The sequence below is a fragment of the Pseudomonas resinovorans NBRC 106553 genome (assembly GCF_000412695.1).
Lineage (GTDB): Bacteria > Pseudomonadota > Gammaproteobacteria > Pseudomonadales > Pseudomonadaceae > Metapseudomonas > Metapseudomonas resinovorans_A.
Map to the genome: position 1 here is coordinate 1,955,382 of NC_021499.1, position 12,522 is coordinate 1,967,903.

The window sequence follows — 12,522 nt, forward strand, 5'->3', positions numbered from 1 at the left end:
CCAGACCATGATTCGCAAGCCTTTCATCGGGCCGGCGGCCTTTGCGCTGCTCGGCAGTACCAGCATTTCCCCCTTCCTGGCCGCTGCGCCCCTGACCCTCGACGAGCAGGTGGTCACCGCCACCCGTAGCGAGCGGCCGGTGCGCGCGAGCCTCGCCGCCACCACCGTGATCGACCGCGCCGAGATCGAGCGCACCCAGGCGCGCTCGGTGCCCGAGCTGCTGCGCAGTGTTCCAGGCATCACCCTCAGCAACAACGGCGGGCCGGGCAAGCAGACCACGGTGTCCATCCGCGGGACCGAGTCGGACCATGTGCTGGTGCTGATCGACGGGGTCAAGGTGGGCTCGGTGAGCAATGGCCTCGCCGCCTTCCAGGACCTTCCCGTGGAACTGATCGAGCGCATCGAAGTGGTCCGTGGCCCGCGCTCCAGCCTCTATGGCTCCGAGGCCATCGGCGGGGTGATCCAGATCTTCACCCGCAAGGGCACGAAGGAGGGCGCCAAGCCCTGGTTCTCCGCCGGCTACGGTACCCACGACAGCTACCAGGGCGCCGCCGGTGTGGCAGGTGGCGATGGCCGCGCCTGGTACAGCCTCGGCGTGAGCAGCCAGGACACCGACGGTATCGACGCGCTCAACGCGCGCAACAGCTACCACGAGCCGGACGACGACGGTTACCGCAACCTGTCCGGTAACCTGCGCGCCGGTTACCGCTTCGACAATGGCCTGGAACTGGACGGCACCCTGATGCGCGCCAAGGGCCATACCGACCTCGACCTGGTCAGCCCCTACAACCCCGGCGGTGGCCACAACGCCAACGCCGACAACGAACAACGCCTGGCCGGCGGTCGTGCGCGCTTCAGCCCCCTGGAGCGCTGGGATGTGACCCTGCAGGCCGGGCGCAGCGAAGACCTCGCCCGCACCGAGACCGGTGGGCTGTTCTATTCGCGTTTCGATTCCCAGCGCGACTCCGCTTCCTGGCTGAATGACCTGACCCTGGCCGAAGGCCACGTGCTGACCCTGGGCTACGACTGGCAGCGGGACGAAGTCAGCAGCTCCACCGCCTTCGACCGCGATTCGCGGCTGAACCGGGGCTGGTTCGCCCAGTATCTGGGTGAGTACGGCCGCCAGGATTGGCAGCTGTCCCTGCGTCGCGACGACAACCAGCAGTTCGGCACCCACGACACCGGCAGCGCCGCCTGGGGCTACGCCCTGACCGACGCGCTGCGCTTCAGCCTGAGCTACGGCACCGCCTTCAAGGCGCCCACCTTCAACGAACTGTACTTCCCCGACTACGGCAACCCCAACCTGGACGCCGAGACCTCCGAGAACTTCGAGGCCGGGATCGAGGGCAAGCACGGCTGGGGCCACTGGTCGGTCAACGCCTTCCGCAACGAGGTGGACGACCTGATCGTCCACGACGCCAACTCCGGCCTCGGGCCCTTCGGCAGCCCCAACAACATTGGCCGGGCCCGCATCGACGGCGTCGAACTGGTGCTGGGCAGCCAGTGGCTGGGCTGGGATTGGAATGCCAACGCCACCCTGCTGGACAGCGAGAACCGCTCCCACGACCAGAACCGTGGCAACCAACTGCCACGCCGGGCCCAGCAGGTGTTCAACCTCGACCTGGATCGACGCTTCGGCAAGCTCGGCCTGGGCGCTACCCTGCATGCCGAGGGGCGGCGCTTCGACGATGTGGAAAACAACGATCGCCTGGCCGGTTACGCCACGGTGGACCTGCGCGGCGAGTACTGGCTGAACGAGGAGTGGCGCCTGCAAGCCAAGGTGACCAACCTGCTCGATGCCGACTACGAAACCGCACAGGACTTCAACCAACCTGGCCAGGCGGTGTACTTCACTGTTCGCTACCAGGCTCTGTAACGAGGGATCACCGATGAGCGAATCCGCCGAACGCGACGCCCGCCACAAGGCGCGCATGCAGCGCAAGAAGGCCGTGATCGACGAGAAGATCGCCCAGGCCCGGGACGAGTACGGGCTGCTGCTGGTGCACACCGGCAACGGCAAGGGCAAGAGCAGCTCGGCCTTCGGCATGGTGGCCCGGGCCTTGGGCCACGGCCTCAAGGTGGGCGTGGTGCAGTTCATCAAGGGCGGCATGTCCACCGGCGAGGAAAACTTCTTCCGCCGCTTCCCCGAGGAAGTCAGCTACCACGTGATGGGCGAGGGCTACACCTGGGATACCCAGGACCGCCAGCGTGACATCGACAAGGCCCGCGTCGCCTGGGCGGTGGCCCGAGACCTGCTGGACGACCCGGAGATCGGCCTGGTGGTGCTGGACGAGCTGAACATCGCCCTCAAGCACGGCTACCTGGCGCTGGACGAGGTGCTGCGCGACATCGAATCCCGCCCGGAACACCAGCATGTGGTCGCCACCGGCCGTGGCGCGCCCCAGGGGTTGATCGACGCCGCCGACACCGTTACCGAGATGACCCTGGTCAAGCATGCCTTCAAGGCCGGGGTGAAGGCCCAGCAGGGCGTGGAGTTCTGATGGCCCGTTCCTGCCCCGCGCTTCTGATCGCCGCTCCCGCCTCCGGCCAGGGCAAGACCACGGTCACCGCCGCGCTCGCGCGCCTGCATGCCCGCCAGGGCAAGCGGGTGCGGGTGTTCAAGTGCGGGCCGGACTTCCTCGACCCGATGATCCTCGCCCGTGCGTCCGGCGCCCCGGTCTACCAGCTCGACCTGTGGATGGTGGGCGAGGCCCGAAGCCGCCGCCTGCTCTGGGAAGCGGCGGGGGAGGCCGACCTGATCCTGATCGAGGGTGTGATGGGCCTGTTCGACGGCTCGCCCTCGGCCGCCGACCTGGCGCGTCATTTCGGTGTACCGGTACTCGCCGTGATCAACGGCGCGGCCATGGCCCAGACCTTTGGCGCCCTGGCCGTGGGCCTGGCCACCTACCAACCGGGCCTGCCCTTTGCCGGGGTTCTCGGCAACCGCGTCGGCAGCCAGCGCCACAGCGACCTGATCCGCGCCAGCCTGCCGGACTGGATCCGCTGGTACGGCTCCCTGCCGCGCAGCGCGGAGGTGGAGCTGCCCAGCCGCCACCTGGGCCTGGTGCAGGCCGAGGAACTGGCCGACCTGGATGCACGCCTGGACGCCGCCGCCGATGCCCTGGCCGCCTCGGCTTCCGTGGAGCTGCCACCGGCGGTGAGCTTCGCCGCGCCGGACGAAGAGGGCATCGAACCCTGGCTGGCCGGGGTGCGCATCGGCGTGGCGCGGGACACCTCGTTCGCCTTCCTTTACCAGGCCAACCTCGACCTGCTGCAACGCCTGGGTGCCGAGCTGGTGTTCTTCTCGCCCCTGATCGACGCCGCGTTGCCCGAGGTGGGCAGCCTCTATCTTCCGGGCGGCTACCCTGAGCTGCACCTGCAAGCGCTTGCCGCCAATCGCGCCATGGCCGAGGCGATCCGCGCCCACCACAGGGCGGGCAAGCCCATCCTCGCCGAGTGCGGCGGCATGCTCTACCTGCTGGAGGCCCTGACCGACGCCGCTGGCGAGAGCGCCGAACTGCTTGGCCTGATCCCCGGTCGCGCCACCTTGCAGAAACGCCTGGCGGCCCTGGCACTGCAAGAGGCGCCGCTGCCGGAAGGCAGCCTGCGCGGCCACACCTTCCACCATTCGCTGCTGGACTCGCCCGTCGAGCCCCTGGTGCGCGGGCTCTGCCCCAACGACAAGCCGGTGGCCGAGGCGGTGTTCCGCATTGGCCGGCTGACCGCCTCCTACATCCACTTCTACCTGCCGTCCAACCCACGGGCGGCCGCGGAGCTGTTCCGACCATGAGCGAGCACGCCTTCAGCGCGGACGAGCGCGCAGCGGTCTACCGCGCCATCGCCGAACGCCGCGACATGCGCCACTTCAGCGGCGGCGAGGTGGCGCCTGAGCTGCTCGCCCGGCTGCTGGAGGCCGCCCATCACGCGCCCAGCGTCGGCCTGATGCAGCCCTGGCGGTTCATCCGCATCACCCGGCCCGAGTTGCGCGAGCGCATCCATGGCCTGGTGGAGGCCGAGCGAGTCCGTACAGCCGAAGCCCTGGGCGAGCGCTCCGACGAGTTCATGAAGCTCAAGGTGGAAGGTATCCGCGACTGCGCGGAACTGCTGGTGGCAGCATTGATGGACGGCCGCGAGGCCCATGTGTTCGGCCGTCGCACCCTGCCGGAAATGGACCTCGCCTCGCTGTCCTGCGCCATCCAGAACCTCTGGCTGGCGGCCCGCGCCGAAGGCCTGGGGATGGGCTGGGTATCGCTGTTCGAGCCTGAGGCCCTGGCCGACCTGCTGGGCATGCCCGCGGGCAGCAAGCCCCTGGCGGTGCTCTGCCTGGGGCCGGTGACCGAGTTCTACCCGGCGCCCATGCTGGCCCTGGAAGGCTGGGCGGAACCCCGCCCGCTGGCCGAGCTGGTGTTCGAGAACCAGTGGGGGGCACGCCCATGAGCCTCGGATTGCTCAGCCTCGGCGCCGTGGCCCTGGATGCCCTGTTCGGCGAGCCCAAGGGCTGGCACCCGCTGGTGGCCTTCGGCAAGTTGGCCAACCGGCTGGAGCGCCGCTTCAACCCCGACGGCGGTGGCTGGCGCAGCCATGGCGTGAGCGCCTGGGTGCTGGCGGTGCTGCCGCTGACCCTGGCGGCCTGGCTGCTCTCGCAGCTGCCCTATGTGGGCTGGCTGGTGGGTGTGTTGGCGCTCTATGCCGCCATCGGCCTGCGCAGCCTCAACGAGCATGCCGAGCCGGTGGCCGAGGCCCTGGGCGCGGGCGATCTGGAGCGCGCCCGCCAGCGCGTGGGTTATATGGTCAGCCGCGACACCCGCGCACTGGACGAACCCGCCGTAGCCCGCGCCGCCACCGAGTCTGTGCTGGAGAACGGCAGCGATGCGGTGTTCGCCGCGCTGTTCTGGTTCGCCGTGGCCGGGGCGCCGGGCGTGGTGCTCTATCGCCTGTCCAACACCCTGGATGCCATGTGGGGCTACCGCAACGAACGCTTCGAGCGCTTCGGCTGGGCCGCCGCGCGCATCGACGACGTCCTCAACTACATTCCCGCGCGGCTGGTGGCTCTGACCTACGCGTTGCTGGGCAAGACCGCCACGGCGCTGCGCTGCTGGCGCCGCCAGGCCCCGCAGTGGGACAGCCCCAACGCCGGCCCGGTGATGGCCGCCGGCGCTGGCGCCCTGGGCGTGGCCCTGGGTGGCCCGGCCATCTACCACGGCGAACTGCATGAACGCCCGGTGCTCGGCGAAGGCCCGGCCGCCCGCGCTGAAGATATCGGGCGCGCCATGGACCTGGTGCGCCAGGGCGTGCTGCTCTGGCTGGCGGTGCTGATCATCGGGGGCTGGCTCCTTGCTTGAACATGGCGGACGGCTGCGTGCGGCGGCGCGCCGTCATGGCATTGCCGAGGCCGACTGGCTCGACCTGTCCACCGGCATCGCCCCCTATGGCTGGGAACTGCCCGAGGTGCCGGCGGACGCCTGGTCGCGCCTGCCGGAGCGGGACGACGGCCTGGAACTGGCCGCCCGGCGTTACTACGGGTGCGATTCCCTGCTGCCGGTGGCCGGTTCCCAGGCGGCGATCCAGGCCCTGCCACGGCTGCGCAAGCCGGGCAGGGTAGGGGTGATCTCGCCCTGCTATGCCGAGCATGCCCATGCCTGGCGCCGCGAGGGCCACGCGCTGGAGGAGCTCGACAGCGTTCGGGCTGAGGTCGAACTGGAGCGCTTCGACGTGCTGCTGGTGGTCAACCCGAACAACCCTACCGGCCAGCGCATCCCGCGCGACACCTTGCTGGCCTGGCGCGCGCGCCTGGCCGGGCGGGGCGGTTGGCTGCTGGTGGACGAAGCCTTCATGGATTGCACGCCCGAATACAGCCTGGCCGGACACTGCCCCCTGCCGGGGATGGTGGTGCTGCGCTCGTTCGGCAAGTTCTTCGGCCTGGCGGGAATCCGTCTGGGCTTCGTGTTGGCCGAAGCGGCACTACTCGAACGGCTGGAAGAGCTGCTCGGTCCCTGGACTGTCAGCGGACCGGCACGATTCCTGGCCAAGGCCCTGCTGGAAGACACTGAAGGCCAGGCCCGCCAGCGCCAGGCACTGCTGCGGGACGGCCAGCGCCTGCAGACCCTGCTGCGGGACTGCGGCCTGGGGCCCAGCGGCGGCACTGCGTTGTTCCAGCGGCTGGTCCGCGACGATGCCGCCGCCCTGCATGAATTCCTCGCCGCGCGCGGCATTCTCACCCGGCTGTTCGCCGTACCCGCCAGCCTGCGTTTCGGCCTGCCGCCGGACGAGGCCGGCTGGGCGCGACTGGGCCGGGCATTGATCGACTATTCCAAGGAGCGTCCATGACGACCCTCATGGTGCAGGGCACCACCTCCGATGCCGGCAAGAGCACCCTGGTGACGGCCCTGTGCCGCTGGCTCAAGCGCCAGGGCGTGGCGGTTGCGCCGTTCAAGCCGCAGAACATGGCACTGAACAGCGCGGTGACCGCCGACGGCGGCGAGATTGGCCGTGCCCAGGCGGTGCAGGCTCAGGCCTGCGGGCTGGCGCCCCATACCGACATGAACCCGGTATTGCTCAAGCCCAATACCGACATCGGCGCCCAGGTGATCATCCACGGCCGCGCCGTCACCAGCATGAATGCCGTCGCCTATCACGACTACAAGAAGGTCGCGATGGCGGCGGTGCTGGAGTCCCACCAGCGCCTGCGGGCCCAATACCCCGTAGTGCTGGTGGAAGGCGCCGGCTCGCCGGCGGAGATCAACCTGCGCGCCAACGACATCGCCAACATGGGCTTCGCCGAAGCGGTGGACTGCCCGGTGATACTGGTCGCCGACATCGACCGCGGCGGCGTCTTCGCCCATCTGGTGGGCACCCTGGAGCTGCTGTCGGCGAGCGAGCAGGCGCGGGTGAAGGGTTTCGTCATCAACCGCTTCCGTGGCGACATCGCCCTGCTGAAGCCGGGCCTGGACTGGTTGGAGCAGCGCACCGGCAAACCCGTGCTCGGCGTGCTGCCCTACCTCACCGACTTCCACCTGGAGGCCGAGGACGCCATCGACCTGCGCCAGGCGGGCAAGGCGGCGGATGCGCTGCGGGTGGCGGTGCCGGTGCTGCCGCGTATCAGCAACCACACCGACTTCGACCCGCTGCGCCTGCATCCCCAGGTGCAGCTCGACTTCATCGCCCCCGGCCAGCCCATACCGCCGGCCGACCTGATCATCCTGCCCGGCTCCAAGAGCGTGCGCGCCGACCTCGCGCGGCTGCGCGAACATGGCTGGGACCAGGCCCTGCAGCGCCACCTGCGCTACGGCGGCAAGGTGCTGGGCATTTGCGGCGGCTACCAGATGCTCGGCCGGCGCATCGCCGACCCCCATGGCCTGGAAGGCCCGGCAGGGGAGAGCGCCGGTCTCGGCCTGCTGGATATCGACACCGTGCTGGAGCCGGAGAAGCAGCTGCGCAACGTCCGCGGCCGGTTGCTGCTGGAAGACGCGCCAGTGAGCGGGTACGAGATCCATGCCGGCGTCACTGGGGGGGCCGGCCTCGACACACCGGCCGTGGCCCTGGACGACGGCCGCACCGATGGCGCCCGCAGCGCCGATGGCCAGGTCATGGGCACCTACCTGCACGGCCTGTTCGAGTCCAATGCGGCCTGTTCGGCGATCCTGCGCTGGGCGGGGCTCGCGGACGTGCAGGCGGTGGACTACCAGGCCCTGCGCGAGCGTGATATCGAGCGCCTGGCCGACCAGGTCGAGCAGCACCTGGACACGCGCCTGCTCGCGGAGCTCTGTGGCATCCGGGAGAACGCCCATGCCTGAGCTGATCCTCGGCGGCGCCCGTTCCGGCAAGAGCCGGCTGGCGGAGAAGCTCGCCACTGAAAGCGGATTGAAGGTCGTCTACATCGCCACCAGCCAGCCCCTGGACGGTGAAATGAGTGCGCGGGTGGCCCATCACCGCGCCCGCCGGCCGGACCACTGGGGTCTGGTGGAGGAGTCGGTTGAACTGGCCCGGGTGCTGCGCGAGCATGCCGCTGCCGACACCTGTCTGCTGGTGGACTGCCTGACCCTCTGGCTGACCAACCTGCTGATGCTGGACGACCCGGCGCGCCTGGATGAGGAGCGCGAGGCGCTGCTCGACTGCATCGCCACGCTGCCCGGCCGCGTGCTGCTGGTGAGCAATGAAACCGGCCTGGGCGTCGTGCCCCTGGGCGAGCTGACCCGTCGCTATGTCGACGAAGCCGGCTGGCTGCACCAGGCCCTGGCCGAACGCAGCGAGCGGGTGATCTTCACCGTCGCCGGCCTGCCCATGACCCTCAAGGGAGACCCCCTATGACCCTCGATTGGTGGCGCAACCCCTGCCAGCCCCTGGACCCGATCGCTCGCGGCAAGGCCCAGTCCCGCCAGGACCAGTTGACCAAGCCCCGTGGTGCCCTCGGCCAGTTGGAAGAACTGGCCATCACCCTGGCCTCCCAGCAGGGCCGCGAGCGGCCGTGCATCGATCGGCCCTGGTTCGCCGTGTTCGCGGGCGACCATGGCGTGGTGGAGGAGGGGGTTTCCGCCTACCCGCAGGCGGTGACCGGCGAGATGCTGCGCAACTTCGTCCGTGGCGGCGCCGCCATCAGCGTGCTGGCGAAAACCCTTGGCGCCACCCTGGAGCTGGTGGACCTGGGCACCGCGCTGCCCCTGGAGCCGCTGCCGGGCGTGCTGCATTTGCATGTGGGTGCCGGCACCGCCAACTTCGCCCGTGAGCCGGCGATGACCGCCGCCCAGTGCCTGATCGCCCTGCAAGCCGGCCGCGCCAGCGTCGAGCGCGCCCTGGCCAGCGGTGCCGATCTCTATGTCGGCGGTGAGATGGGCATCGGCAACACCACTACCGCCAGCGCCCTGGCCTGTGCCCTGCTGGGCCTGCCGGCAACCGCGCTGGCCGGCCCCGGAACCGGGTTGGATGACCAGGGCGTGACCCACAAGATCCAGGTGATCGAGCACGCCCTGGCGCTGCACCGCGACGGTTGCGACAGCCCCCAGGAAACCCTGCGCCGCCTCGGCGGTTTCGAAGTGGCGGCCCTCACCGGCGCCTATCTGGGCTGTGCCCAGCTGGGCCTGCCGGCCCTGGTGGACGGCTTCATCTGCAGCGTCGCGGCGCTCTGCGCGGTGCGCCTCAACCCGGCCTGCCGCGAGTGGCTGCTGTTCTCCCACCGTTCCGCCGAGCCTGGCCATGTGGCCGTGCTCGAGGCGCTGGAGGCGCGGCCGCTGCTGGACCTGGGCCTGCGCCTGGGCGAGGGCAGCGGTGCCGCCATCGCCCTGCCACTGCTGCGCCTGGCCTGCGAGCTGCACGATGGCATGGCGACCTTCGCCGAAGCTGCGGTATCGGACCGGCCGGTATGAAACTCGACCTCCTGCGCCACGGCGAAACCGAACGGGGCGGCGGCTTTCGCGGCAGCCTGGACGACGCCCTGACCGAAAAGGGCTGGGCACAGATGCGCGCGGGCATCGAAGGGGCAGGCCCCTGGGATGTGCTGGTGAGCTCGCCGCTGCAGCGCTGCGCCGCCTTCGCTCGCGAGCTGGAACAGCGTCTCGGCCTGCCGTTGCACTTCGATGCCGACCTGCGCGAACTGCATTTCGGCCAGTGGGAAGGCCGCAGCGCCGCTGAACTGATGGAGGATCAGGCCGAAGGCCTGGGCCTGTTCTGGAACGACCCCTACAGCTTCACCCCGCCCGAGGGCGAAACCCTCCTGGACTTCGAGGCCAGGGTGCTGGCGGCCGGCGAGCGTCTGCTGGAGCGCTTCGTCGGTCAGCGGGTGTTGCTGGTTACCCATGGCGGCGTGATCCGTGTGCTGGTGGCCCGCGCCCGGCAATTGCCGCGGGCCCAGCTGATGCAAGTGGAGGTCGCCCATGGCGAACTGTTCCGCCTGGACGTGGGCGAGCACGGCCTGCGGGAACGCCCATGACCCCCCTGCTGATAGCCCTGCAGTTCCTCACCCGCCTGCCCGTGCGCCTGGCAGGCATGCCCGAGCCCCAGCAGGTCGGACGTTCGCTGCTGTTCTATCCCATGGTCGGCTTGCTGATCGGCCTGTTGCTGCTGGGCGCCGCCTGGCTGCTGCAAGGGCACCCGGTGCTGCTGTCGGCGGCGCTGCTGCTGGTGCTCTGGGTAGGGTTGTCCGGTGGCCTGCATCTGGATGGCCTGGCCGACACGGCGGACGCCTGGGTCGGTGGCTACGGCGACCTCGAGCGCACCCTGGCGATCATGAAGGACCCGCGCAGCGGCCCCATTGCGGTGGTGGTGCTGGTGTTGGTGCTGCTGCTGAAGTTCGCGGCGCTGGTGGCGTTGCTGGACGCCGGCCAGCTGTTGCCCCTGCTGCTGGCGCCCTGGTTGGCGCGGGGCATGCTGCCGCTGTTGTTCCTCACCACCCCCTATGTGCGTGCCGGCGGCTTGGGCCAGGCCCTGGCCGACCACCTGCCGCGCCGGGAGCTACCCCTGTGGCTGGCGATCCAGGGCGCGGCGATGCTGCTGCTCGGTTGGCCGGCCTGGGTGGCATTGACCGTGGCGATGGTGCTGTTCGCCTGGCTGCGAGGGCGCTTCCTGCAGCGCTTGGGCGGCACCACCGGGGATACGGCGGGGGCCATGGTGGAGCTGGTGGAGATGGCGGTGCTGGTGGCGGTGGCGCTGGTCTGAGTGGCCCGGCCATCTCTCATCCACATCTTTCGATTGACGCTCCGGACTTTGCGGGTATATACACGCATCCATGTTGCCGACCCAATGCCTCTGCACCAAGCTGCGCCGCGCCACGCGAAACGTGACCCGGCTCTACGACGACGCCCTTGCCGGCGTCGGGTTGAACGTCGCCCAGTATTCGCTGCTCAAGCACCTGGCGCGCCTCGATCAGCCGAGCATCACCAGCCTGGCTGAGGCCATGGGGCTGGACCGCAGTACCCTGGGGCGCAATCTCAAGGTGTTGGAGGCCAAGGGCCTGGTGCAACTGGAAGGCGGCGAGGACCAGCGCAACCGCCTGGTGTCGCTGACGCCTGCCGGTCGCCTTGTGCTCGAGCAGGCGCTGCAGGCCTGGGAGCAGGTACAGCAGGACTTGGGGCAGCGCATCGGACCGGAGAATCGGGCGGCGCTGATGGCGCTGCTGGACGATCTGGAACATATCGCCTGATCTTTCGCTGGAAAGCGGGTATCTACCCGGAAAGGATTTTTTTATGACATCGGTATGGCGTACAAGCGGCTGGGTTCTTCTCGGGGCATCGTTGATCCTGGCTTTGTCCCTGGGCATCCGCCATGGATTCGGGTTGTTCCTGGCTCCCATGAGCAGCGAGTTCGGCTGGGGGAGGGAGGTGTTCGCCTTCGCCATCGCCCTGCAGAACCTGATCTGGGGCCTGGCGCAGCCCTTCACCGGCGCCCTGGCAGACCGCTTCGGCGCGGCGAAGACGGTAATGGTGGGCGGCGTGCTCTATGCCCTGGGCCTGGTGCTGATGGGCTTTTCCGATTCGGCCTTGTCGCTGTCCCTGAGCGCCGGCCTGCTGATCGGCATCGGCCTGTCCGGTACGTCCTTCTCGGTGATCCTGGGCGTGGTGGGTCGCGCCGTGCCGGTGGATCAGCGCAGCATGGCCATGGGTGTCGCCGCGGCTGCCGGGTCCTTCGGCCAGTTCGCCATGCTGCCCGGCACCCTCGGCCTGATCAGTTGGCTCGGCTGGTCCGCCGCCTTGCTGGCGCTGGGCCTGCTGGTAGCGCTGATCGTGCCGCTGGTGGGGTTGCTCAAGGATAATCCGCCGCCGTCCCAGGCCCATGAACAGAGCCTGGGCGAGGCGCTGCGCGAGGCCACCGGCCATTCGGGCTTCTGGCTGCTGGCTTTGGGTTTCTTCGTCTGCGGCTTCCAGGTGGTGTTCATCGGCGTGCACCTGCCGGCCTACCTGGTGGACCAGCACCTGCCGGCCTCGGTGGGCACCACGGTGCTGGCGCTGGTGGGGTTGTTCAACGTGTTCGGCACCTACATCGCCGGCTGGCTGGGCGGGCGCCATGCCAAGCCGAAGCTGCTCACCGGCCTCTATCTATTGCGTGGCGTGGTGATCGTGGCGTTCGTCTACTCGCCGCTGAGCATCGGGAGTGCCTACGCCTTTGGCATGGCCATGGGGCTGTTGTGGCTGTCCACCGTGCCGCTGACCAACGGCACCGTCGCGACCCTGTTCGGTGTGCGCAACTTGTCCATGCTCGGTGGTATCGTCTTCCTGTTCCACCAGCTCGGCGCCTTCCTCGGCGGCTGGCTGGGTGGCTACCTCTACGACCACACGGGTAGTTATCAACTGGTATGGCAGATCTCCATCTTCCTCAGCCTGCTGGCCGCCGTGCTGAACTGGCCGGTGCGCGAACAGCCGGTGGCGCGCCTGCAGGCCACCGGAGCCGCATGAGCCAGCGCCTGGGCTGGGGTTTGGGCGCTGTGCTGCTCTCCCTGTTGCTGGCCCTCGTCTGGTGGGGGTGGCAGCAGGGCGGGCTGGCATTGATGCAGCTAGGCATGAGCCTCTGCTGATTGATAGGCGGGAGCGCACGCAG

Annotated in this window: 14 protein-coding genes; all 14 read left to right on the forward strand. The window is 69.4% G+C overall.

Translation table 11 applies throughout. The features are described 5' to 3' along the window. The first annotated feature begins 7 nt into the window (after positions 1 to 7). The 14 genes from btuB (at position 8) to PCA10_RS31115 (ending at position 12,499) form a co-directional block, all read left to right on the forward strand. Positions 8 to 1,876 carry a TonB-dependent vitamin B12 receptor gene (gene btuB / locus PCA10_RS09005; protein ID WP_016491752.1) on the forward strand — a complete coding sequence of 623 codons (1,869 nt, stop codon included), beginning with the start codon at positions 8 to 10 and terminating at the stop codon, positions 1,874 to 1,876. 13 nt (positions 1,877 to 1,889) lie between these two features. Next, entirely contained in the window at positions 1,890 to 2,501 is a 612-nt protein-coding gene (gene cobO, locus PCA10_RS09010) for a cob(I)yrinic acid a,c-diamide adenosyltransferase (protein WP_016491753.1), read from the forward strand. Then, positions 2,498 to 3,790 (forward strand): cobyrinate a,c-diamide synthase, encoded by a 1,293-nt coding sequence (locus PCA10_RS09015; RefSeq protein ID WP_041770176.1) that lies wholly within the window; start codon positions 2,498 to 2,500, stop codon positions 3,788 to 3,790. Before cobO ends, PCA10_RS09015 begins: the two co-directional genes overlap by 4 nt. Continuing rightward, positions 3,787 to 4,437: a 5,6-dimethylbenzimidazole synthase gene (gene bluB, locus PCA10_RS09020; protein WP_016491755.1), complete on the forward strand. Its 651-nt coding sequence runs from the start codon at positions 3,787 to 3,789 to the stop codon at positions 4,435 to 4,437. The genes PCA10_RS09015 and bluB overlap by 4 nt, the downstream gene beginning before the upstream one ends. Next, positions 4,434 to 5,342: an adenosylcobinamide-phosphate synthase CbiB gene (cbiB, locus tag PCA10_RS09025; RefSeq protein ID WP_016491756.1), complete on the forward strand. Its 909-nt coding sequence runs from the start codon at positions 4,434 to 4,436 to the stop codon at positions 5,340 to 5,342. The genes bluB and cbiB overlap by 4 nt, the downstream gene beginning before the upstream one ends. Continuing rightward, entirely contained in the window at positions 5,335 to 6,327 is a 993-nt protein-coding gene (gene cobD / locus PCA10_RS09030) for a threonine-phosphate decarboxylase CobD (RefSeq protein WP_016491757.1), read from the forward strand. Before cbiB ends, cobD begins: the two co-directional genes overlap by 8 nt. Next, positions 6,324 to 7,793 carry a cobyric acid synthase gene (locus tag PCA10_RS09035; RefSeq protein ID WP_016491758.1) on the forward strand — a complete coding sequence of 490 codons (1,470 nt, stop codon included), beginning with the start codon at positions 6,324 to 6,326 and terminating at the stop codon, positions 7,791 to 7,793. The genes cobD and PCA10_RS09035 overlap by 4 nt, the downstream gene beginning before the upstream one ends. Beyond that, positions 7,786 to 8,307 (forward strand): bifunctional adenosylcobinamide kinase/adenosylcobinamide-phosphate guanylyltransferase, encoded by a 522-nt coding sequence (gene cobU / locus PCA10_RS09040; protein WP_016491759.1) that lies wholly within the window; start codon positions 7,786 to 7,788, stop codon positions 8,305 to 8,307. The genes PCA10_RS09035 and cobU overlap by 8 nt, the downstream gene beginning before the upstream one ends. Further along, positions 8,304 to 9,359 (forward strand): nicotinate-nucleotide--dimethylbenzimidazole phosphoribosyltransferase, encoded by a 1,056-nt coding sequence (gene cobT, locus PCA10_RS09045; RefSeq protein WP_016491760.1) that lies wholly within the window; start codon positions 8,304 to 8,306, stop codon positions 9,357 to 9,359. Before cobU ends, cobT begins: the two co-directional genes overlap by 4 nt. After that, positions 9,356 to 9,922 carry an alpha-ribazole phosphatase family protein gene (gene cobC / locus PCA10_RS09050; RefSeq protein ID WP_016491761.1) on the forward strand — a complete coding sequence of 189 codons (567 nt, stop codon included), beginning with the start codon at positions 9,356 to 9,358 and terminating at the stop codon, positions 9,920 to 9,922. The genes cobT and cobC overlap by 4 nt, the downstream gene beginning before the upstream one ends. Further along, positions 9,919 to 10,647 carry an adenosylcobinamide-GDP ribazoletransferase gene (locus PCA10_RS09055; protein ID WP_016491762.1) on the forward strand — a complete coding sequence of 243 codons (729 nt, stop codon included), beginning with the start codon at positions 9,919 to 9,921 and terminating at the stop codon, positions 10,645 to 10,647. Before cobC ends, PCA10_RS09055 begins: the two co-directional genes overlap by 4 nt. Before the next feature lie 70 nt (positions 10,648 to 10,717). Further along, complete coding sequence (locus PCA10_RS09060) at positions 10,718 to 11,131, forward strand: MarR family winged helix-turn-helix transcriptional regulator (protein ID WP_016491763.1); 414 nt, start codon at positions 10,718 to 10,720, stop codon at positions 11,129 to 11,131. Positions 11,132 to 11,174: 43 nt separating this feature from the next. Then, on the forward strand, positions 11,175 to 12,380 hold the full coding sequence (locus PCA10_RS09065) for an MFS transporter (RefSeq protein ID WP_041770177.1): 1,206 nt from the start codon (positions 11,175 to 11,177) through the stop codon (positions 12,378 to 12,380). After that, the gene (locus tag PCA10_RS31115; RefSeq protein WP_269451136.1) at positions 12,377 to 12,499 is read left to right on the forward strand and encodes a hypothetical protein; all 123 of its coding nucleotides are present in this window, start codon (positions 12,377 to 12,379) and stop codon (positions 12,497 to 12,499) included. The genes PCA10_RS09065 and PCA10_RS31115 overlap by 4 nt, the downstream gene beginning before the upstream one ends. Positions 12,500 to 12,522: the final 23 nt, after the last annotated feature.